Source organism: Pseudomonas sp. 910_23, from assembly GCF_052850795.1.
Genome location: NZ_VXCZ01000001.1, coordinates 329808 through 352482, shown reverse-complemented (window position 1 = coordinate 352482; position 22675 = coordinate 329808). Strand labels below are relative to the sequence as shown.

Here is a 22675-nt window from a genome sequence, read left to right as displayed (position 1 = left end):
AGGCAGTTGGCGCCTGTCGCGGCAACGCTATATATAGTGGCAACAAGGTGAGGTCAAGCGCAGCACTCTGCGCGACCTGCCGTTATTGCCCTTTAAAAAGACTGGGTTCGGCCTGGACCAAAGCAAAGCGCGGGACCTGCTCGCCGTCAACTTCAACGGTCTGAAGGAACATGCTCAAGGGACGCACCCAAAAGCCGTATTCGCCATACAGTGCTTGGTAAAACACCACTTCTTCTTCGGTTTCGGAGTGCCGTGCCACGCTGAAAACGCGGTACTGCGGCCCCTTATAATGTTGGTAGAGCCCTGGTTCAACTTTCATGCTCTGCCCCTCGTACAAAATTTGTTGAAAAAAAATATTAAAAAGTTCCAAAAAACAAAAACCGGGGCACTTGGCCCCGGCTTCCGTCAACCGAACGTTTAGACGCGTTCGAAGACGGTGGAGATGCCTTGGCCGAGACCAATGCACATGGTAGCAACCCCGAGGTTGCCGCCATTTTGCTTCATCACGTTAAGCAAAGTGCCGGAGATACGTGCACCGGAGCAACCGAATGGGTGGCCCAGGGCAATCGCACCGCCGTGCAGGTTAACCTTCTCGTTCATCTTGTCGAGTACTTTCAAATCTTTCAGCACTGGCAGGGCCTGTGCGGCGAAAGCTTCGTTGAGCTCGAAGAAGTCGATATCGGAGATGGAAAGGCCCGCGCGCTTCAAGGCTTTTTGTGTGGCCGGTACTGGACCATAGCCCATGATCGCCGGGTCCACACCTGCTACCGCCATCGAACGGATCACGGCCAGCGGCTGGATACCCAGGTCCTGGGCACGCTGCGCCGACATCACGATCATGCACGAAGCACCGTCGGTGATCTGCGACGACGTACCGGCTGTCACGGTGCCGCCCTTTGGATTGAACGCAGGCTTCAACGCCGCGAGGCTTTCCAGGGTGGTGTCCGGACGAATGGTTTCGTCGTAGTCGAACAGTTTCAGGAAACCGTTTTCGTCGTAGCCGTTCATCGGGATGATCTCATCCTTGAACTTGCCTTCCACGGTCGCCTTGTGGGCGAGCTGGTGGGAACGCAGGCCGAACGCGTCCTGGGCTTCGCGAGTGATGCCGTGCATCTTGCCAAGCATTTCCGCGGTCAGGCCCATCATGCCCGAGGCTTTCGCTGCGTACAGCGACATGTGCGGGTTGGGATCGACACCGTGCATCATGCTGACGTGGCCCATATGCTCCACGCCGCCGACCACGAATACATCACCGTTGCCGGTCATGATCGCTTGTGCAGCGGTGTGCAGCGCGCTCATCGACGAACCGCACAGGCGGCTGACGGTCTGACCGGCTGCGGTGTGCGGGATCTGGGTCATCAGCGACGCCATGCGCGCGATGTTCCAGCCCTGCTCCAGGGTCTGGTTGACGCAGCCCCAGATCACGTCTTCGACTTCGTTCGGGTCAACCTTGACGTTACGTTCCAGCAGCTTGCTGATCAGGTGCGCCGACATGTCTTCAGCGCGGGTGTTGCGGTGCATGCCGCCCTTGGAGCGGCCCATCGGAGTACGACCGAAGTCGACAATCACGACGTCTCTTGGATTCAAGCTCATAAATATTCTCGCTCTAGTCGATTGGGCGCTTAACCGAAGAAGCTCTGGCCATTCTTGGCCATTTCACGCAGCTTCGCGGTCGGGTGGTACAGCGGGCCCAAATCAGCGTATTTGTCAGCCAGGGCAACGAACTCGGCCACACCGATCGAATCGATGTAGCGCAGTGCACCACCACGGAATGGAGGGAAACCAATACCGTACACCAGGCCCATATCGGCTTCGGCGGCGGTTTCGACGATGCCGTCTTCCAGGCAACGCACGGTTTCCAGGCACAGGGCGATCATCATCCAGTTGATGATGTCCTCGTCCGACACCTCACGCTGTTCGTAGATGACCGGAGCGAGCACTTCGTGCACCGACGGATCGGCGACTTTCTTCTGCTTGCCCTTCTTGTCGGCCTCGTAGGCGTAGAAGCCCTTGCCGTTCTTCTGGCCCAGGCGCTTGGCCTCGTACAGCGCGTCGATCGCCGAGCGGCGGTCGTCTTTCATGCGGTCCGGGAAGCCCTCAGCCATAACGTCGCGGCCGTGGTGGCCGGTGTCGATACCGACCACGTCCATCAGGTACGCAGGGCCCATGGGCCAGCCGAATTTCTCCATGACCTTGTCGATGCGCACGAAGTCCACACCGGCACTGACCAACTTGGCGAAACCGCCGAAGTAGGGGAACAGCACGCGGTTGACCAAAAAGCCCGGGCAGTCGTTGACCACGATCGGGTTCTTGCCCATTTTCTTGGCGTAGGCAACGGTGGTGGCAACGGCCAGCTCGCTGGACTTCTCGCCACGGATCACTTCCACCAGCGGCATCATGTGCACCGGGTTGAAGAAGTGCATGCCGACGAAGTTTTCCGGACGCTTGAGGGCCTTGGCCAGCAGCGAAATGGAAATTGTCGAGGTGTTGGAGGCCAGGATGGTGTCATCTTTGACCTGGGCTTCCACTTCAGCCAATACCGCCTGCTTGACCTTCGGGTTCTCGACAACCGCTTCGACCACCAGGTCGACGTGGCCGAAATCGCCGTAGGACAGCGTAGGACGAATGCCGTTAAGCACTTCAGCCATTTTTGCAGCGGTCATGCGACCTTTATCAACGCGGCCCACCAGCAGCTTGGCGGCTTCGGCCAGGCCCTGCTCGATACCGTGCTCGTTGATGTCTTTCATCAGGATCGGCGTGCCTTTGGACGCCGACTGATAGGCGATACCGCCGCCCATGATACCGGCGCCGAGTACGGCAGCCTGTTTCACGTCCTTGGCAATTTCGTCGTAGGCCTTGGCCTTTTTCTTCAGTTCCTGATCGTTCAGGAACAGGCCGATCAGGCTCTGGGCCGCCGAGGTTTTCGCCAGTTTGACGAAGCCTGCCGCTTCCACTTCCAGGGCTTTGTCACGACCGAAGTTCGCGGCCTTCTGGATGGTCTTGATCGCTTCAACCGGGGCCGGGTAGTTCGGGCCGGCCTGGCCTGCCACGAAACCTTTGGCGGTTTCGAACGACATCATCTGTTCGATAGCGTTGAGCTTGAGTTTTTCCAGCTTCGGCTGACGCTTGGCCTTGTAGTCAAATTCCCCGCTGATGGCGCCCTTGATCAGGTTCAGCGCGGCTTCGGCCAGTTTGTCCGGAGCCACCACTGCGTCGACGGCACCGACCTTCAGTGCGTCCTCGGCCTTGTTTTCCTTACCGGCGGCGATCCATTCGATCGCATTGTCGGCACCGATCAGGCGCGGCAGGCGCACGGTACCGCCGAAGCCCGGGTAGATGCCCAGTTTGACTTCCGGCAGGCCGATCTTGGCGGTCGCGGACATGACACGGAAATCCGCTGCCAGGCACATTTCCAGGCCGCCACCCAACGCAATGCCATTGATCGCGGCAACGGTCGGCACGTTGAGGTCTTCGAAATCGCTGAAGATCTTGTTGGCTTCGAGGTTGCCAGCCACCAGCTCGGCATCGGGCAGCTTGAAGTTGTCGACGAATTCGGTGATGTCAGCGCCGACGATAAACACGTCCTTGCCGCTGGAGACGATCACGCCCTTGACCGAAGCATCTGCTTTGATGGTGTCTACGGCCTGACGCAGTTCGTTCAGGGTTAGACGGTTGAACTTGTTGACGGACTCACCCTTGAGGTCGAATTTCAATTCGACGATGCCACTTTCAAGAGCCTTAACCGTGATGGCTTTACCTTCGTAAATCATCAACTGATCTCCACGATATGGAAGCTGAACAGTACACACCGGACGCTGGCCTCTGGTTTGACGTTGATAGTCGCATCAATGCTCAAACCCATCCGCCAGGCACACCCGCCAGTGCGATAGTCGGGGTTATGTATGAGCTGCCTGTAGGACAAACGCTCAATTCATACGCCCGTTTGATTTGGGTACGCCACCTTCATCCAATTCCGAGCAATTGTCAATCGCTCCAAAGGCTAGGAAAAACGCGACTTTCCAGTCATTTCAGAACCCGGACCACAGGCAGGCAACCCGTCAATATTCAAATATTCACAAGATCAATAATAGAAAAGATGTGGGAAGCGGCTGTACAGAAAGGGATATACGGCTAGGCTAGCGGGAACTTGCAGATTTACCGGCCTGCCTGGCCACCTCCAGCCCGATGATGAAGTCGGGCTTTTTATTGCCCGGCCTCTGTAGGAGTGTCAGGCCAAGGCCCTGAGCAACGCATCAATATCCTTCAACACACTCATGTCGCCCTTCTCGCCCCAGTACAAGGCGATCATCTGCTTGTCGGCCTCGACCTTGTAGACGTTCGCCGGCAGCGTCGCAAAATACGGCAACAACTTTTCATCCACACACCCTTCGCGCCATTGATTGACCCACACACCCGGCTCCAACTGCCAGTAACTCCAGATGGCCGGCGTGCTCCCACGCCGCGGTCGACAGTACTGCGCACAAGGGCTCGGCGGCTCTTGCTTGAGCCAGTGCGGCCATTCCTGGGGCGCCAACTGCATGGCCAGGCCGATGCGGCGTGCCTCCATGCGCAGGGCCATGCGCCCGCTCTGCCCACGCGACGGGCGCAGCCAGGCCAGGGGGCTTAAAACCACCGCAAGGATTGACACCACTATCCACACCGTCATATGTGTACTCCCGAATTTCTAGATGAGCGGATTTGACCTGACGCAACCCCATCCGCTTGAAAGCAGCCATACTGAACTTATTGCAGTCCCTTGGAGGAACGCCTCATGCCCTACAAACATATTCTGGTCGCTGTCGATCTGACCGAAGAGTGCGATCCGGTGATCAAGCGCGCGCAGGAATCCGCATTGGCCAATGGCGCCATACTGTCGCTGGTGCATATCGTCGAGCCCATGGCCATGGCCTTTGGCGGTGACGTACCGATGGACCTTTCCCAGTTGCAGCAACAACAATTCGACCAGGCCAAGGAGCGCCTGGACCGTTTGATTCTCAAATACCCGCACCTGAAAAAGGAAGACTGCCACCTGACATACGGCCAGCCGCGCCAGGAAATCCACCACTTGGCCAAGGAAAAGGCCTGTGACCTGATCGTGGTCGGCAGCCACGGCCGTCATGGCCTGGCACTGTTGCTGGGCTCCACCGCCAATGATGTATTGCACGGCGCGCCTTGCGATGTACTGGCCGTCAAACTGGCAAAGAGCTCGTAAGACCGATGAAGGTCTAATATGGGAGCTGACTTGCCTGCGATAGCAGCCTGTCAGTTGATGCATCAGGTGGCTGTTACACCGCTATCGCAGGCAAGCCAGCTCCCACAGTTGAATCGCATTTCATATTAAAAAGCCCGGCGCTCATAGAAGAGTGCCGGGCTTTTTTATTGCGGTGCAATCACTCAGGCATCCAGCTCGGCCCAACGCTCAACCAACGCTTCCAGCTCCTGGTTCAACGCCTCCAGGGAAGCGATGACCTTGGCGGTTTCAGCTGCGGGTCGCAGATAGAAACCGGCGTCAGCCATTTCAGCTTCGACCGCAGCAATCTGCTGTTCCTTGGCGTCGATCTCACCCGGCAAGGCTTCCAGCTCACGCTGCAGCTTGTAGCTGAGTTTCTTCTTGGCCGCGGGTGCAGCTTCCTGGGCCGGTGCAGCCTCTTGCACAGGAGCCACCACCGCCGTATTCAGGTCGGCCTTGCCGGACTTGCTCTCGGTCACGCCCAGCAGACGTGGCGAACCACCCTGACGCAACCAGTCCTGGTAACCACCGACGTATTCGCGCACCTTGCCTTCACCTTCGAAGACCAGGGTGCTGGTGACCACGTTGTCGAGGAATTCCCGGTCGTGGCTGACCATCAGCACAGTGCCGTTGAACGTCAGCAGCACTTCTTCGAGCAACTCGAGGGTTTCCACATCGAGGTCGTTGGTCGGTTCGTCGAGCACCAGCAGGTTGGCCGGTTTGCTGAACAGCTTGGCCAGCAGCAAACGCGCGCGCTCACCACCCGACAGGGCCTTGACCGGGGTACGTGCACGTTGCGGGCTGAACAGGAAGTCGCCCAGGTAGCTGAGTACGTGGCGGCTCTGGCCGTCGATGTCGATAAAGTCGCGACCTTCGGCGACGTTGTCGATCACGGTCTTTTCCAGGTCCAACTGGTGGCGCAACTGGTCAAAGTAGGCCACGTCGATGCGTGTGCCCTCTTCCACCTTGCCGCTGGTCGGCTGCAGACCGCTGAGCATCAGCTTGAGCAAGGTGGTCTTGCCGGTGCCGTTGGCGCCCAGCAGGCCGATACGGTCGCCGCGTTGCAGGACCATGGAGAAGTCTTTGATCAGGAACGGGCCGTCCGGGTGATGGAAGCTGACATTCTCCAGCACCATTACCTGCTTGCCCGACTTGTCGGCGGTGTCCAGCTGGATATTGGCCTTGCCGGTACGCTCGCGGCGCTCACTGCGCTCCACGCGCAAGGCTTTCAAGGCACGTACGCGGCCTTCGTTACGGGTGCGACGGGCCTTGATGCCCTGGCGGATCCAGACTTCTTCCTGGGCCAGCTTTTTGTCAAACAGCGCGTTGGCGGTTTCTTCGGCAGCCAGGGCGGCTTCCTTGTGCACCAGGAAGCTGGCGTAGTCGCCGTTCCAGTCGATCAGGCCGCCACGGTCCAGCTCGAGGATGCGCGTGGCCAGGCTCTGCAGGAAAGCACGGTCGTGCGTGATAAACAGCACGGCGCCCTGGAAGTCCTTGATGGCTTCTTCAAGCCAGGCAATGGCGCCGATGTCCAGGTGGTTGGTCGGTTCGTCGAGCAGCAGCAGGTCCGGCTCGGACACCAGGGCCTGGGCCAGCAGTACACGACGACGCCAGCCACCGGACAACTCGGCGAGGGTCTTGTCGGCCGGCAGTTGCAGGCGGCTCAGGGTGCTGTCCACCAGTTGCTGCAAGCGCCAGCCGTCACGGGCTTCGAGGTCTTGCTGGACGTGCATCAGCTTGTCCAGGTCTTCCTCGGTGACGCAGTTCTGCGCCAGGTGATGGTATTGCGCGAGCAACTCGCCGACGCCGTCCAGGCCTTCGGCAACCACGTCGAACACTGTCCGTCCGTCGGCCACCGGCAATTCCTGCGGCAATTCGCCGATCTTGAGGCCCGGGGCACGCCAGACAGAGCCGTCATCAGGCTTCTGGTCGCCTTTTACCAGCTTCATCATGCTGGACTTGCCGGTGCCGTTGCGGCCGATGATGCACACCCGCTCACCACGGGCGATCTGCCAGGACACCTTGTCCAACAACGGCATGGCGCCGAAAGCAAGGGACACATCGCTGAATTTGAGCAGGGTCATACGCTTCTCCAAAAACTGGGCGCGCATTCTACCTGACTTGAGGGTGGGATGCGGTCGGCATTTTCTCTATTGACACGTTCTGTAGGACATTTCCGGCGAACTTGAACGAACCAGACGGCAAAGCTTTCGCGGGCCGCTGGCAAAAGGCTAAGCTAGGGGCAATCAGTGTCGGCAGTGCCGGTGCTAGTCGTGATTTCTCTGCACGGACGTCTCATGCGCAGTCGCCTTTTCAACTTTTTATCTTGTCTGCTTCTTTCCGCCACTGCCGTTCAAACCGCCCAGGCGGTGGACCTCACCACCCAACGTCAGTATTACGATCAAGCCAAACGCGCCCTGGCCAAGGGCGACAGCGGCCCGTACATGCAATACAGCCAGGCCCTGGCCGACTACCCGCTCACGCCGTACCTGGCGTATGACGAGCTGACTGCACGCCTGAAAACCGCGAGCAACGAGGAAATCGAACAGTTCCTCGCCAAACACGGCGACCTGCCCCAGGCCAACTGGATGAAACTGCGTTGGCTGCGCTGGCTGGCCGAGCGTGGCGATTGGCAGACCTTTGAAAAGTACTACGACACCAAGCTCAATTTCGTCGAGCTGGACTGCCTGCATGGCCAGTACCAGCTCAGCCACAATCTGAAGGCTGAAGGCTACAAGACCGCCGAAAAGTTGTGGATGACCGGCAAATCCCAGCCCGCCGCCTGTGACGCCACCTTCGGCCAATGGGCCGCTGCCGGCCAACTGACCGAACAGAAGATTTGGGACCGCACCAAGCTCGCCGCCGAAGCCCGCAATTACGCGCTGGCCAACAGCCTGGTGAAGACCCTGCCAACCCTAGGCGCCCAAGGCCGCCTGATGGTGGATGTGGCGCAAAAGCCTGACATGCTCAGCGATCCGTCACGCTTCCTGCCGGCCACCGAGGCGATGTCTGACGCCGTCGGCCTGGGCCTGCGCCGCCTGGCCCGCCAGGATCCGGACAAGGCCATGGCCCTGCTCGACGGCTACGCCAGCAGCATGCACTTCTCCCGTGACGAAAAGGTGTCGATTGCCCGCGAGATTGGCCTGACCCTGGCCAAGCGCTTCGACCCACGTGCGCTGGACGTGATGACCAAGTACGATCCGGAACTGCGCGACAACACCGTGTCCGAATGGCGCCTGCGCCTGCTGTTGCGCCTGGCACGCTGGGAAGATGCCTACCAGTTGACCCGCAAACTCCCACAAGACCTGGCCACCACTAACCGCTGGCGCTACTGGCAGGCGCGCAGCCTGGAGCTGGCCGAACCGAAAAACCCGCAGGCCCTGGTGCTGTACAAAAACGTGGCTAAGGAACGGGACTTCTACGGTTTCCTTGCTGCTGACCGTTCCAAATCCCCTTACCAACTGAACAACAAGCCGCTGGTGATGAGCCAGGCATTGGTCAACAAGGTCCGCAATACCCCCGGGGTGCGCCGCGCCCTGGAGTTCTACGCCCGTGGCCAGATCGTGGACGGTCGCCGCGAGTGGTACCACGTCAGCCGGCACTTCAACCGTGACGAGATGGTCGCCCAGGCCAAGCTGGCCTACGACATGAAGTGGTACTTCCCGGCGATCCGTACCATCAGCCAGGCGCAGTACTGGGACGACCTGGACATCCGTTTCCCGATGGCGCACCGCGATACCCTGGTGCGCGAAGCCAAGGTGCGCGGCCTGCATTCAAGCTGGATATTTGCCATCACGCGTCAGGAAAGCGCGTTTATGGACGACGCCCGCTCCGGCGTGGGCGCCAGCGGCTTGATGCAACTGATGCCCGGCACCGCCAAGGAAACCGCACGCAAATTCAGCATCCCCCTGGCCTCCCCGGCCCAGGTGCTGGACCCGGATAAAAATATCCAGCTCGGCGCCGCCTACCTGAGCCAGGTGCACAGCCAGTTCAACGGCAACCGTGTGCTCGCTTCCGCCGCCTACAACGCCGGCCCCGGCCGCGTACGCCAATGGCTGCGCGGTGCAGACCACCTGAGCTTCGATGTGTGGGTTGAAAGCATCCCGTTCGACGAAACCCGCCAGTATGTGCAGAACGTGCTGTCTTATTCGGTGATCTACGGGCAGAAGCTCAATTCGCCGCAGCCGCTGGTGGATTGGCATGAGCGGTACTTCGACGACCAGTAAGGCACTGAACCTGCTTCCAATGTGGGAGGGGGCTTGCTCCCGATAGCGGTGGGTCAGCAACAAAACTGCTGATTGACACTCTGCTATCGGGAGCAAGCCCCCTCTCACATTGGCATTTCTGCAATGCTTATGGCGCTAGTGATCTGCGCTGAACTGCAGCGCCGCCAACCGCGCATACAGTGGATTGCTCGCAATCAACTCCTGGTGCGTGCCCACCGCCACCAGTTTGCCCTGATCCATCACCGCTATTCGATCGGCATTCTTGACGGTCGCCAGACGGTGAGCGATCACCAGCGTGGTTCTTCCTTGCATCAATTGCGGCAGCGCTTGCTGGATCAGGTGCTCACTCTGCGCGTCGAGGGCGCTGGTGGCTTCGTCCAGCAGCAGGATCGGCGCGTCGACCAACAAGGCGCGGGCGATGGCCAGGCGTTGGCGCTGGCCGCCAGAGAGGCCCATGCCACCGTCGCCGAGGTGGGTCTGGTAGCCGTCGGGCATCTGCAGGATGAAATCGTGGGCGTGGGCGATGCGCGCAGCGGCTTCGACCTGGGACATGGTGGCGGACGGGTTGCCGTAGCGAATGTTGTCCTCGACGCTGCCGAAAAACAGCGCCGGGCTCTGGGACACCAGTGCAAAGTGGCGACGCAGGTCCAGGGGGTCCAGCTCGGTCAGCGGGCGGCCTTCGAGCAGGATGCGCCCTTGCTGGGGATCGTAGAAGCGCAGCAGCAGGTCGAAGATTGTCGATTTACCCGCGCCTGATGGGCCTACCAGCGCCAGGGTTTCGCCGGGATTGATGGTCAGGTTCAAGCCATCAATGGCGTAACTGTCCGGCCGTGAGGGGTAGCAAAAGCGCAGATCTTGCAGCTCCATGCGGCCACTGACCCGCTGCGGCAAGCGTTCGCTGCCATCGGCCGGCGCCTGGATGTCGTTGCTCGACTGCAACAGCTCACCGATACGCTCGGCCGCACCGGCAGCGCGCTGCAACTCGCCGAGCACTTCGCTCAGAGTGCCAACCGCACTGCCGACTATCAGGCTATAGAACACAAACGCCGCCAGCTCACCGCCGGAAATGCGCCCGCTGATCACGTCCATGCCACCTACCCATAGCATCACGCCCACGGCGCCGAGCACCAGCATGATCACCAGGGTTATCAGCCAGGAGCGTTGCAGGATGCGTTTACGTGCGGTGGTGAACGCGTCCTCCACGGTAACAGCGAAACGCTGTTCGTCCTGCACCTGGTGGTTGTAGGCCTGCACCGTTTTGATCTGGCCCAAGGTCTCGGCGACATAGCTGCCGACGTCGGCAATACGATCCTGGCTCAGACGCGACAGGCTGCGCACCCGGCGCCCGAAGATCAGGATCGGCGCCAGTACCAGCGGCAGCGCCACCACCACGATGCTGGTGAGCTTGGGGTTGGTGATGAACAGCAACACGATGCCGCCGATGACCATCAGGGCGTTGCGCAGGAACAGCGACAGCGATGAGCCGATCACCGATTGCAGCAACGTGGTATCGGTGGTCAGCCGCGACTGGATCTCCGAGCTGCGGTTGTTCTCATAGAAGCCTGGGTGCAGGTAGATCAAGTGATTGAACACTTGCCGGCGAATATCGGCCACCACGCGCTCGCCAATCCACGACACCAGGTAAAACCGCGTGAACGTACCCACAGCCAGGCCCAGTACCAGCACCATGAACAAGCCGATGGACTGGTTGAGCAAGTGCGGTGACTGGGTCATGAAACCCTGGTCGACCAGAAGGCGAATGCCCTGCCCCATGGACAAGGTGATGCCGGCGGTGACGATCAGCGCCAGCAAGGCGCCCAGGGCCTGCCAGCGGTAGGGCGCAATAAAGCGGCTGGCCAGGCGGATCGCACGGCGTTGACGGGTTGAGAGCATGGAAGGCACCACCAATGAGGAATCTGTACTTCAACATTGGGGGAACTTGCGCAAATAACAATGAGTCAGGTTAATTATGCCCGCCGATACAGGCCGCTAGAGGCTATCGGTCTAAGACTCATCTGGAAATATGTACCGGTTTCTGGTGGACTGGGTGTTCGAACCGATGAGCGTGCAAGGAGTTGTAACAGCGCGTTCATGCGGGGGATTTAAGATAGGTACACAACCTGATGAGGAGACAGGCCATGACCTTGCAAGATAGCAGCAACGCCAAGATTGAAGTGATCCGCCAGCAGCAGGTGTTGCCTTGCTCGTATATCGATGCCAAGGGCCACGAAGTGCAGATTACCGAAGAGATGATCCAGCAAGCCTGCAGCGAGCTGGAACAGCGACTGGTCAAACCTGCCCAGCAAGGCTGAAGTGCCCACGCTCTTTCAAACCCGGCCCAGGTGGCCGGGTTTTTTATGGGTGTTTACAGCGTTTCAGCGCCCAGAGCCGAAACGATAGCCGACAGCGCCGTCGACTCGCCCTTGATGCGCACTTTCAGGCCATCTATCTCACGGCGCTGCGGGTAGTGCTTGCGCAGCAAATCGAAGGACTGGCGCTGCTCCTGCACGGTCCCCACCAGGCTGCGACGAAAATCTGCATCATCACGGCGCGGGTCGTACACGCTGCGGCACAGGGCCGCCAGTGCCCAGGCCGGATCGGTTGAAGCGTTCAGGTGGACTTCGGCCAGCCACGGTGCCGGCAATAAATCACTGAGCTGAACAGTCGGCTCCTGGCCCAGGTGCGCGCAGAACGCCTGGTAGATCTGCGCGGTGCCGCGCTGCTTGCCATCGAGGCTGTAGCCGGCGATATGCGGCGTGGCCAGCACGCACAGGTCAGCCAGGTCGACGTCCACTTGCGGCTCGCCTTCCCACACATCCAGCACCGCTTGCAGGTCTTCACGGGCCAGCAGCACCTCGCGCAGCGCGGCGTTGTCCACCACCGCGCCACGGCTGGCGTTGATCAGCCAGGTGCCGGGCTTGAGTTGCTCCAGGCGCTGGCGGTCGAATAAATGCCAGGTGGCGCCATTGCCGGACTTGATCAGCGGCGTGTGCAAGCTGATTACATCGCACTGCTCGATGATCTGTTGCAGGCTGACGTAGTCGCCTTCCTCGGCGATCTGGCGCGGCGGGTCGCACACCAGCACGTTCCAACCCAGGCCCTTGAGGACCTTGACCAGTCGCCCGCCCACCTCACCGGCACCAACGACACCGTAGGTGCGCGAGCCCAACTCGACGCCTTCGATTTCGGCCAGGGTGTGCAAGCTGCCGAGTACGTAATCCACAACCCCCCGCGCATTGCAGCCAGGCGCGCTGGCCCACTGGATCCCTGCCCGCTTGAAAAAGTCCAGGTCCAGATGGTCGGTGCCGATGGTGCAGGTGCCGACAAAGCGTACGTTGCTGCCTTCGAGCAGGGCACGGTTGACGTTGGTCACCGAGCGCACCAGCAGCACGTCGGCCTGCTCGACGGTCGCGCGGTCGATGGACCGCCCAGGCACGCGGCGAATCTCGCCAAACCCCTGGAAAAAGTCATCAAGCAGCGGAATATTCTCGTCGGCAACAATCAGCATGGCAGGCTCCTTTGGCGGATCAGCAGTGTACAGGCATGGGATTCAACTAACACAACAGATCCCTGTGGGACTGCATTACAAATCAGCAACACAGGTTTTTTCCTGACCACTGCGTCAAAGCGTAGAATCCGCCGTCCTTGCGACTGCTTTTTTATTGGACACCTGTACGTGAACACTGCCACCGCTACCCTTTCCCGCCCCGCCCGCATCAGCCGGGAAGTGCGCGGCCTGCTGACGCTGGCCTTGCCGATCATGATCGGCCAATTGGCAACTACTGCGATGAGTTTTGTCGATGCGGTGATGGCCGGGCGTGTCAGCCCCCAGGACCTTGCGGCGGTCGGCCTGGGTAACTCGATCTGGATCCCGGTGTACCTGCTGATGACCGGCACCTTGCTGGCCACCACGCCGAAAGTGGCCGAGCGCTATGGCGCGGGCAAACTCACCGAGATCGGGCCGTTGGTGCGCCAATCGTTGTGGTTGGCCGTGGTGGTCGGCCTCTGCGGTGCAGTGCTGTTGCTGTGTGCCGAGCCCATCCTGCATGCGATGAAGGTCGAGCCAGACCTGATCGAGCCGTCCATGGGTTACCTGCATGGCATCGCCGCGGGGATGCCGGCAATTGCGCTGTATTACGTGCTGCGCTGCTTCAGTGATGGCCTGGGCCGTACGCGGCCGAGCATGGTCATGGGCCTGTGCGGCCTGGCGTTGAATATTCCGCTGAACTACATCTTCATCTACGGCCACTTCGGCGTACCGGCCATGGGCGGCGTGGGTTGCGGCTGGGCCACGGCCATTGCGATGTGGGTGATGATGCTCGGCCTGGCGGGCTGGACGCGCTGGGGCCCGGTGTACCAGAGCAGCGAACTGTTCAAGCGCTTTGACTGGCCGAAATGGGCGGTGATCAAGCGCATCCTGGGCATCGGCCTGCCGATTGGCGTAGCGATCTTCGCCGAGTCGAGCATATTCGCGGTGATTGCCCTGTTGCTTGGCAGCCTGGGCGCCACCGTGGTTTCCGGCCATCAGATCGCGTTGAATGTCAGTTCTTTGGTATTCATGATCCCCTACTCCCTGAGCATGGCCGTGACCGTGCGCGTCGGCCAGGCCCTGGGGCGTGGCCAACCGCGTGAAGCGCGCTTCGCCGCCGGGGTCGGCATGGGCACTGCACTGGCCTATGCGTGCCTGTCGTGCAGCCTGATGCTGGTGTTTCGTGAGCAGATCGCGGCGATCTACACGCCCGACCCGGTGGTCATCCACCTGGCGTCGATGCTGATTGTGTTCTCGGCGCTGTTCCAGTTCTCCGACTCGATTCAGGTCACTGCCGCCGGTGCTTTGCGCGGCTACCAGGACACCCGGGTGACCATGGTGCTGACCTTGTTCGCCTATTGGGGCGTGGGGCTGCCGGTGGGTTATGCCCTAGGGCTGACCGACTGGCTCGGCGAACCCAGCGGCCCAAGCGGTTTATGGCAAGGGCTGATCGTGGGTTTGAGCTGTGCGGCGGGGATGTTGCTGGTGCGCCTGGCGCGCAGTGCACGCCGGCGCATTCGTGCCGAAAAGGCGCTGGCTTAATCGGCTTTCTTGCGGATCCAGTACAGGTAGGTGCCAGCATCTTCCTGTTGATCCACCAGTTCGTGGTCAAGAAACACGCAGAATTTGGGAATATCACGACGGGTCGACGGGTCGGTGGCGATCACCTTGAGCAAGCCGCCCGCCGGCAGGTCACGGATGTGCTGGTGCAGCATCATCACCGGCTCCGGGCAGTTGAGGCCGGTGGCGTCGAGGGTGCCGTCGACAGGTTGTTCAAGACTCATACTTCACTCCTAAAACTGGCACCGCTCAACAATGTGGGAGCGGGCTTGCCCGCGATGACGGGGGCACATTCAACATACATTTCGACTGTTATACCGCTTTCGCAGGCAAGCCAGCTCCCACAATTATTATCAGCGGCTTTTGGATTTCTTTATGTCTATCAGACGACGCAAGTGGCACGTCACTTCCTCTCGGTCGTGATACAGCTGCTTGCAACCGATTTCCACCCGTATGCCACGCGCCTTGAAGCCCTCTTCGATGCGTTCGAGCAGGCGCTTCACTTCGGCGTATCGCTGCTTCATCGGCAACTTCAGGTTGACCACCGCCTCACGGCAATGCCCCTCGCCGATCCAGGTTTCCAGCAGCGCCGCGTTGCGCGCAGGCTTCTCGACGATATCGCAGACCATCCAGTCCACCGGCTGCTTGGGCACAAAGGTGAAGCCGTCAGCCATCAAGTGTTGCACCAGGCCGGTGTCCATCAGGCTTTCGGCCATGGGGCCGTTGTCGATGGCGGTGACCAGCATGCCACGGTTGACCAGTTGCCAGGTCCAACCGCCCGGCGCTGCGCCGAGGTCGACGCCGGTCATATCACCGTGCAGGCGCTCGTCCCACTGGTCACGGGGGATAAAGTGATGCCAGGCCTCTTCCAGCTTCAAGGTCGAGCGGCTGGGCGCGTCACGCGGGAACTTGAGGCGCGGGATGCCCATCGGCCACATTGCCGAGTTGTTCGACTCGGCCAGCCCCATGAACACTTCGCGGCCGCTCTTGAAGGTCAGCAACAGGCGCGGCTTGCTCGGGTCGTCCACCAGTCGGCCAGCGCCCAGCAGGGCTTTGCGCAGGTGCACTTCGAATTTTTTGCAAAAGTTGGAGAGTTCCTTGCCGTCATTGGTGTCGACCATTTCCAACCACAGGCTGCCGCACACCGGAAAGTCGCGCAGGTGGGTAAGGATCACACTGATGCGGTCGGTTTCCGGCAGGTCGATAAACACCCCGCGCGCCCACTGCCTTGGGAAGATCAGCTCGGCGAAGCGCTGGCCGTGCATCAAGCGCTGGGCGCCGTCTTCTTCCGTGCAGACAAATTCGGCGCAGGCGCTGCCGGTCTTGGCCTTGGCGTAGCCGGACACGTTCAGGCGCGCGGCGTGTTCCGCGATCTCGGAACAGACTTCGCCTTCAAAACCCGGGCGGCAGTGTATAAAAAGGGTGTTCATCTACTCTCCTGGTGAATCAACTGACCTTGCGCTATCGCAATGCCTGTCATGAAAACGCGCGCATGATAGCCGAGTTCGGAACCTTGGGCTCGGCGATAGAGTCCAGTTATTAGCCTGCTAATGAAAACAGCGCTAACGTGTTAGCTCTGTTCGTCCCGCCAGGTCCGTGGCCGTGCGGACCATAAGGAGTCATGTAATGTCATCCCTTGATAGCCTGAGAACCCTTAAGACACTGCAAATAGACAGCAAGACCTACCACTACTTCAGCCTGCCCGAAGCCGCCAAGAGCCTGGGTGATCTGGACAAGCTGCCGATGTCGCTCAAGGTACTGCTGGAAAACCTGCTGCGCTGGGAAGATGCCAAGACCGTTACCGGCACCGACCTCAAAGCCATCGCCGCCTGGCTCAAAGAGCGCCAGTCGGACCGCGAGATCCAGTATCGCCCCGCCCGCGTGCTGATGCAGGACTTTACCGGGGTGCCCGCGGTGGTCGACCTGGCCGCCATGCGCGCCGCCGTGGCCAAGGCCGGCGGTGACCCGCAGCGCATCAACCCGCTGTCGCCGGTGGACCTGGTGATCGACCACTCGGTGATGGTCGACAAGTTTGGTACCACCAGCGCCTTTGAGCAGAACGTCGATATCGAAATGCAGCGCAACGGCGAACGCTACGCCTTCCTGCGCTGGGGCCAGAGCGCCTTCGACAACTTCAGCGTCGTGCCACCGGGCACCGGCATCTGTCACCAGGTGAACCTGGAATACCTGGGCCGCACCGTGTGGACCAAGGACGAAGACGGCCGCACGTACGCCTTCCCCGACACCCTGGTCGGCACCGACTCCCATACCACCATGATCAACGGCCTCGGCGTACTCGGCTGGGGCGTGGGTGGGATCGAAGCCGAAGCGGCCATGCTCGGCCAGCCGGTGTCGATGCTGATTCCGGAGGTCATCGGCTTCAAGCTCACCGGCAAGCTCAAGGAAGGCATCACCGCCACCGACCTGGTGCTCACCGTTACACAAATGCTGCGCAAGAAAGGCGTAGTGGGCAAGTTCGTCGAGTTCTACGGCGACGGCCTGGCCGACCTGCCCCTGGCCGACCGCGCCACCATCGCCAACATGGCGCCGGAGTACGGCGCTACCTGCGGCTTTTTCCCAGTGGATGAGGTGACGCTGGACTACCTGCGCCTGTCCGGCCGCCCGGCTGAGACGGTCAAACTGGTGGAGGCCTACACCAAGGCCCAGGGCCTGTGGCGCAACGCCGGCCAGGAACCGGTGTTCACCGACACCCTGGCCCTGGACATGGGCAGCGTCGAAGCCAGCCTCGCCGGGCCCAAGCGCCCCCAAGACCGGGTATCCCTGCCGAATGTCGGCCAAGCGTTCAGCGACTTCCTCGACCTGCAATTCAAACCCACCAGCAAGGAAGAAGGCCGCCTGGAAAGTGAAGGCGGTGGCGGCGTGGCCGTGGGCAACGCCGATCTGGTCGGCGAGGCTGATTATGAATACGAAGGCAACACCTATCGCCTGAAAAACGGCGCGGTGGTGATCGCCGCCATCACCTCCTGCACCAACACCTCCAACCCCAGCGTAATGATGGCGGCCGGGTTGGTGGCGAAAAAGGCCGTGGAAAAGGGCCTGACCCGCAAACCTTGGGTCAAGACCTCGCTGGCCCCAGGCTCCAAGGTGGTCACCGATTATTACAAAGCCGCGGGCCTCACCCAGTACCTCGACAAGCTCGGTTTTGACCTGGTGGGCTACGGCTGCACCACCTGTATCGGTAACTCCGGGCCGTTGCCCGAGCCTATCGAAAAAGCCATCCAGAAGGCCGACCTCGCCGTGGCCTCGGTGTTGTCGGGTAACCGCAACTTCGAAGGCCGCGTGCACCCGCTGGTGAAAACCAACTGGCTGGCTTCGCCGCCCCTGGTAGTCGCCTATGCGTTGGCCGGCACCGTGCGCATCGACATCAGCAGCGAACCGCTGGGTAACGATCAGAGCGGAAACCCGGTGTACCTGAAAGATATCTGGCCCAGCAGCCAGGAAATCGCCGACGCAGTGGCCCAGGTCAGCACCAGCATGTTCCACAAGGAATACGCCGAGGTGTTCGCCGGTGACGAGCAATGGCAGGCGATTGAAGTGCCGCAGGCAGCGACCTACGTGTGGCAAAAGGACTCCACCTACATCCAGCACCCACCGTTCTTCGATGACATTGCCGGCCCGCTGCCGGTGATCAAGGACGTCAAGGGCGCCAACATCCTGGCCCTGCTCGGTGATTCGGTGACCACCGACCACATCTCCCCTGCCGGCAATATCAAGACCGACAGCCCGGCCGGACGCTACCTGCGCGAGCAAGGGGTGGAACCGCGTGACTTCAACTCCTACGGCTCGCGCCGGGGCAACCATGAAGTGATGATGCGCGGCACCTTTGCCAACATCCGTATCCGCAATGAAATGCTGGGCGGCGAGGAAGGCGGCAATACGCTGTATATCCCCACCGGCGAGAAGATGGCGATCTACGATGCGTCGATGAAGTACCAGGCCTCAGGCACGCCGCTGGTGGTGATTGCCGGCCAGGAATACGGCACCGGCTCCAGCCGTGACTGGGCGGCCAAGGGTACCAACCTGCTGGGGGTCAAGGCGGTGATCGCCGAGAGTTTCGAGCGTATCCACCGCTCCAACCTGGTGGGCATGGGCGTGTTGCCGTTACAGTTCAAGCTGGACCAGAACCGCAAGACGCTCAAGCTCACCGGCAAGGAGAAGATCGACATCCTCGGGCTGACCCATGCCGAGGTCGAACCGCGCATGAACCTGACGTTGGTGATCACTCGGGAAGATGGCAGCAGCGAGAAGGTTGAGGTGCTGTGCCGGATTGATACCTTGAATGAAGTGGAGTACTTCAAAGCGGGTGGGATCTTGCACTACGTGCTGCGCCAGTTGATCGCCAGCTAAAGATCACTGGAGATCAAATGTGGGAGGGGGCTTGCTCCCGATGGCGGTGTATCAGCTAGGCATTTGCTGACTGATCCACAGCTATCGGGAGCAAGCCCCCTCCCACATTTGGCTGCATTTCAAGTTAAGAAATCACAATCAGCCGAACAACCACTTCCACAACAGCACCAACACCACCACCGCCAGCACCGGCCGCGCAATGCGGTACGCCTTGGGATGCTTGCGCTTCCACTGCTTGACCTGGCCACTGAACTTGTCGCTGAAGGTCTTGCTCCAGGCATAGGCCTGGTTGATGCCGCCCACGCGTTCGTCGTCGAGGTTCTGCGGCGCAGTAGCACGGCCCAGCTGCTTGCTGACCCAGCGGTTGACGCGGGTCATCACACGGTTGCTCAACGGCCGTTCGATGTCGCAGAACAGGATGACGCGGGTCTGCTCGGTTTCGTTCTTCACCCAGTGCACGTAGGTTTCGTCGAACATCACGTCTTCACCGTCGCGCCAGGCGTAGACCTGGCCGTCGACGAAGATGCGGCAGTCGTCAGAGTTCGGCGTGGACAGCCCCAGGTGATAACGCAACGAACCGGCGAAGGGGTCGCGGTGCGGGTTCAGGTGGCTGCCGCCCGGCAACAGCGCGAACATCGCGCCCTTGACGTTGGGGATGCTGCTGACCAGGGCCACGGTTTTGGGGCACAGGGCCTCGGCCGATGGCAGGGGTTTGTCGTACCACTTGAGGTAGAAGCGCTTCCAGCCTTTCTTGAAGAACGAACCGAAACCGGCGTCGTTGTTCTTTTCAGCGGCGCGGATGTAGCCCTCGTCGAACAGGTGCATGGCCTCTTCGCGAATCACTTCCCAGTTGTCCTTGAGCACGTCCAGTTCCGGGAACTTGCTGCGGTCCAGGTACGGCTTGGACGGCACCGCGGAAAACAGGTACATCAAGGCGTTATACGGGGCGAACAGCGCCGAATGGTTGACGAACTGGCGCAGCATCGGCAAACGGGCCTTGCCACGCAGGTGCACATACAGCGTGCTGCCGATAAACAGCAGCAACACCGACAGTTTGGCGGCCAAAGAAAAGGTCATGCAGCAACTCCTGGAAATAAGCGCCTGGCCGGCAAACTTGCGTCAACGGGAAACCAGACGTAACAGCCGGCCATGATAAACACTTGAGCCATTATGCAGAAGGCCCACGCCGACCGGATGACTTACATCAACCTTGTGGGACCGCTTTGAAGATCAGGCCTGGTTTTCCTGGTCGGTAAACACATCGCTGAACAACATGCTCGACAGGTAGCGCTCGCCGGAGTCCGGCAAAATCACCACGATGGTCTTGCCTTGCATTTCCGGCTTCTCGGCCAGGCGTACTGCCACAGCCATGGCGGCACCGCAGGAGATACCGCACAAGATACCCTCTTCCTGCATCAGGCGCAGGGCCATGGCCTTGGACTCTTCGTCGGTCGCCAACTCCACGCGGTCGACCATCGACAGATCGAGGTTTTTTGGCACAAACCCGGCGCCGATACCCTGGATCTTGTGGGGGCTGGGCTTGATTTCTTCCCCCGCCAAGGCCTGGGTGATCACCGGTGAAACCATGGGTTCCACGGCCACCGACAGGATCGGCTTGCCCGCAGTGTTCTTGATATAGCGTGACACCCCGGTGATGGTGCCGCCGGTCCCCACGCCCGCCACCAGCACATCCACGGCGCCGTCGGTGTCGTTCCAGATTTCCGGGCCGGTGGTTTTCTCGTGGATCGCAGGGTTGGCCGGGTTTTCGAACTGGGCCGGCATAAAGTAGGTGGTCGGGTCGCCGGCGAGGATTTCACCGGCCTTTTCGATGGCGCCCTTCATGCCCTTGGCCGGCTCGGTCAGCACCAGCTCGGCGCCCAGGGCCTTGAGCACTTTGCGGCGCTCAAGGCTCATGGACGCCGGCATGGTCAGCAGCAATTTATAGCCACGGGCCGCCGCGACAAACGCCAGGCCGATACCGGTATTGCCGGAAGTCGGCTCGACAATGGTCATGCCTGGCTTGAGCTTGCCGCTGCTTTCGGCATCCCAGATCATGCTTGCGCCAATGCGGCACTTCACTGAATAACTCGGGTTACGCCCTTCGATCTTGGCCAGAATCGTCACGCCACGCGGTGCGATGCGGTTGATCTGAACCAGGGGCGTGTTACCGATGGAATGCGCGTTGTCTGCAAAGATACGGCTCATGAGGGATCCTGTTGGCGACTTTGAAGAAGGTCCCAAGGGTATGCCTCGTTCTCCAGGGCGTCCAGACGGGGGAACGTTGCGTTCATCAGAACAGTCAATCTCCTACAAGCAAGGAGAACTGCCCCATGAAACGTCGTTACAGTTGGCCGTTAGGGACAATCGCCGCTCTGGTGCTGGTCCTGATTGCCTTGAATATCGCGCTGCCCTACCTGGTGCGCAATTACCTGAACGAGAAACTCGCCAACATGGGCGATTACCGCGGCGAAATCGCCGATGTGGACCTGGCCCTGTGGCGCGGCGCCTACCGGATCAACGGCTTGCAAATCGTCAAGGTGGACGGCAAGGTCCCGGTGCCGTTCGTGAAGGCGCCGCTGATCGAGTTCGCCGTGAGCTGGCATTCACTCTGGTACGACCACGCCGTCGTGGCCGAGGGGCATTTTGTGCGTCCGCAGATCAACTTCGTCGATGGCGGTGCCAACAAGCAGGCGTCCCAGACGGGTAAAGGCACCGACTGGCAGGAACAACTGCGCAAGTTGCTGCCGATCACCCTCAATGAAGTGCGCATCGAAGACGGCGAGATTGCCTTCCATAACTTCAGCTCCAAGCCCCGGGTCAATATCAACGCCACTGGGGTCAACGCCAGCTTCTACAACCTGACCAATGTGGTGGATGTCAAAGGCAAGCGCGACGCCCGCTTCGAAGGCAAGGCACTGCTGCAAGGCCAGGCGCCGCTGGAGGCCAATGCCACCTTTGATCCGCTGAGCGATTTCGAAGAATTCGAGTTCCGCTTCCGCGCCCGCGACCTGCAACTCAAGCGCATGAACGACTTTGCATCGGCCTATGGCAAGTTCGACTTCAAGGCCGGCACGGGCGACGTGGTGATCGAAGCCCAGGCTGAAAATGGCCGACTCACCGGCTACATCAAGCCGCTGCTGCGTGACGTAGAGGTGTTTGACTGGCAACAAGATGTTGAAAACAAGGACAAGAATATCTTCCGCTCAATCTGGGAGGCCGTGGTCGGAGCCAGCGAAACGGTGCTGAAAAACCAGCGTAAAAACCAGTTCGCCACCCGCGTGGAACTCAGCGGCAGCGTGCACCAGCAGAATGTCAGTGCGTTTTCTGCGGTGATCGCAATTCTGCGCAATGGGTTTATCCAGGCGTTCAATGCCCGGTATGAACAACCCAAGCCCAGCGCTGATTAACCCTGTGGGAGGGGGCTTGCTCCCGATAGCGGTGTGTCAGGTTTATATCTGTACCTGATCCACCGCTATCGGGAGCAAGCCCCCTCCCACATGTCCCTCATTGCTCAGGATATTGATGTGACCCGCCATTCAGAGACTGGACAAGGGATATTGCTGAAAGCCTTGTAAACCGGGGCTCTCAGCGGTGAACCGCTCCAATGACACATACGTGTGGCCGGACCGTGTGCCCCATTCCATGTCGGATTTGTGCCCGCACATTGCTGCCACACCACCTACCTGATGCTAAATTGCCATAGAAAATTTCAAGCGGCATACTCCCGTCCAGGGAATGCTGACCTATAACAGTGAAAATCAA

The 22675-nt window shown here is 60.3% G+C and carries 17 protein-coding genes; 6 read left to right on the top strand and 11 right to left on the bottom strand.

Features of this window, described 5'->3' with window-relative positions; all coding sequences use genetic code 11:
• Positions 1–82: 82 nt before the first annotated feature.
• From FW800_RS01660 to FW800_RS01645, 4 genes are all read right to left on the bottom strand, one after another.
• On the bottom strand, positions 83–319 hold the full coding sequence (locus FW800_RS01660) for a DUF1653 domain-containing protein (RefSeq protein ID WP_046071494.1): 237 nt from the start codon (positions 317–319) through the stop codon (positions 83–85).
• Positions 320–417: 98 nt separating this feature from the next.
• Positions 418–1593, bottom strand: a complete 1176-nt coding sequence (gene fadA / locus FW800_RS01655) for an acetyl-CoA C-acyltransferase FadA (RefSeq protein ID WP_005786153.1) — start codon at positions 1591–1593, stop codon at positions 418–420.
• 29 nt (positions 1594–1622) lie between these two features.
• Positions 1623–3770: a fatty acid oxidation complex subunit alpha FadB gene (fadB, locus tag FW800_RS01650; protein WP_005786151.1), complete on the bottom strand. Its 2148-nt coding sequence runs from the start codon at positions 3768–3770 to the stop codon at positions 1623–1625.
• A gap of 458 nt (positions 3771–4228) precedes the next feature.
• Positions 4229–4666: a hypothetical protein gene (locus tag FW800_RS01645; RefSeq protein ID WP_446436835.1), complete on the bottom strand. Its 438-nt coding sequence runs from the start codon at positions 4664–4666 to the stop codon at positions 4229–4231.
• A 105-nt stretch (positions 4667–4771) separates the two neighbouring features.
• On the opposite strand from FW800_RS01645, the gene FW800_RS01640 reads away from it, so the two are divergent.
• Positions 4772–5212, top strand: coding sequence for a universal stress protein (locus tag FW800_RS01640; RefSeq protein ID WP_005786147.1), 441 nt, complete (start codon positions 4772–4774; stop codon positions 5210–5212).
• A 182-nt stretch (positions 5213–5394) separates the two neighbouring features.
• On the opposite strand, the gene FW800_RS01635 is transcribed toward FW800_RS01640, so the two are convergent.
• Positions 5395–7314, bottom strand: coding sequence for an ATP-binding cassette domain-containing protein (locus FW800_RS01635; protein WP_446436834.1), 1920 nt, complete (start codon positions 7312–7314; stop codon positions 5395–5397).
• A 213-nt stretch (positions 7315–7527) separates the two neighbouring features.
• On the opposite strand from FW800_RS01635, the gene FW800_RS01630 reads away from it, so the two are divergent.
• Positions 7528–9456, top strand: a complete 1929-nt coding sequence (locus FW800_RS01630) for a transglycosylase SLT domain-containing protein (RefSeq protein WP_078820622.1) — start codon at positions 7528–7530, stop codon at positions 9454–9456.
• Positions 9457–9591: 135 nt separating this feature from the next.
• Here FW800_RS01630 and FW800_RS01625 read toward each other — a convergent pair whose 3' ends face one another.
• Entirely contained in the window at positions 9592–11358 is a 1767-nt protein-coding gene (locus tag FW800_RS01625; RefSeq protein WP_223018569.1) for an ABC transporter transmembrane domain-containing protein, read from the bottom strand.
• Positions 11359–11594: 236 nt separating this feature from the next.
• On the opposite strand from FW800_RS01625, the gene FW800_RS01620 reads away from it, so the two are divergent.
• On the top strand, positions 11595–11768 hold the full coding sequence (locus tag FW800_RS01620; RefSeq protein WP_005786139.1) for a PA1571 family protein: 174 nt from the start codon (positions 11595–11597) through the stop codon (positions 11766–11768).
• A gap of 53 nt (positions 11769–11821) precedes the next feature.
• Here FW800_RS01620 and pdxB read toward each other — a convergent pair whose 3' ends face one another.
• Positions 11822–12964 carry a 4-phosphoerythronate dehydrogenase PdxB gene (pdxB, locus tag FW800_RS01615; protein WP_446436833.1) on the bottom strand — a complete coding sequence of 381 codons (1143 nt, stop codon included), beginning with the start codon at positions 12962–12964 and terminating at the stop codon, positions 11822–11824.
• A gap of 168 nt (positions 12965–13132) precedes the next feature.
• On the opposite strand from pdxB, the gene FW800_RS01610 reads away from it, so the two are divergent.
• Entirely contained in the window at positions 13133–14527 is a 1395-nt protein-coding gene (locus FW800_RS01610; RefSeq protein ID WP_446436832.1) for an MATE family efflux transporter, read from the top strand.
• Here the strand turns inward: FW800_RS01610 and tusA are convergent.
• Both tusA and rlmM read right to left on the bottom strand, forming a co-directional pair.
• A complete protein-coding gene (gene tusA, locus FW800_RS01605; protein ID WP_020302891.1) occupies positions 14524–14769 on the bottom strand; it encodes a sulfurtransferase TusA in 246 nt (81 codons plus the stop codon). The genes FW800_RS01610 and tusA overlap by 4 nt on opposite strands.
• Positions 14770–14898: 129 nt before the next feature.
• A complete protein-coding gene (gene rlmM, locus FW800_RS01600) occupies positions 14899–15975 on the bottom strand; it encodes a 23S rRNA (cytidine(2498)-2'-O)-methyltransferase RlmM (protein ID WP_446436831.1) in 1077 nt (358 codons plus the stop codon).
• Between the two features lie 196 nt (positions 15976–16171).
• Between rlmM and acnA the strand changes: the two genes are divergently transcribed.
• The gene (acnA, locus tag FW800_RS01595; RefSeq protein WP_446436830.1) at positions 16172–18913 is read left to right on the top strand and encodes an aconitate hydratase AcnA; all 2742 of its coding nucleotides are present in this window, start codon (positions 16172–16174) and stop codon (positions 18911–18913) included.
• A gap of 138 nt (positions 18914–19051) precedes the next feature.
• Here acnA and FW800_RS01590 read toward each other — a convergent pair whose 3' ends face one another.
• Positions 19052–19990: an aspartyl/asparaginyl beta-hydroxylase domain-containing protein gene (locus FW800_RS01590; RefSeq protein WP_032877227.1), complete on the bottom strand. Its 939-nt coding sequence runs from the start codon at positions 19988–19990 to the stop codon at positions 19052–19054.
• 153 nt (positions 19991–20143) lie between these two features.
• Complete coding sequence (gene cysK, locus FW800_RS01585; RefSeq protein ID WP_032877228.1) at positions 20144–21118, bottom strand: cysteine synthase A; 975 nt, start codon at positions 21116–21118, stop codon at positions 20144–20146.
• Between the two features lie 125 nt (positions 21119–21243).
• Between cysK and FW800_RS01580 the strand changes: the two genes are divergently transcribed.
• On the top strand, positions 21244–22320 hold the full coding sequence (locus FW800_RS01580; RefSeq protein WP_043046513.1) for a DUF748 domain-containing protein: 1077 nt from the start codon (positions 21244–21246) through the stop codon (positions 22318–22320).
• The last annotated feature ends 355 nt before the right edge of the window (positions 22321–22675 follow it).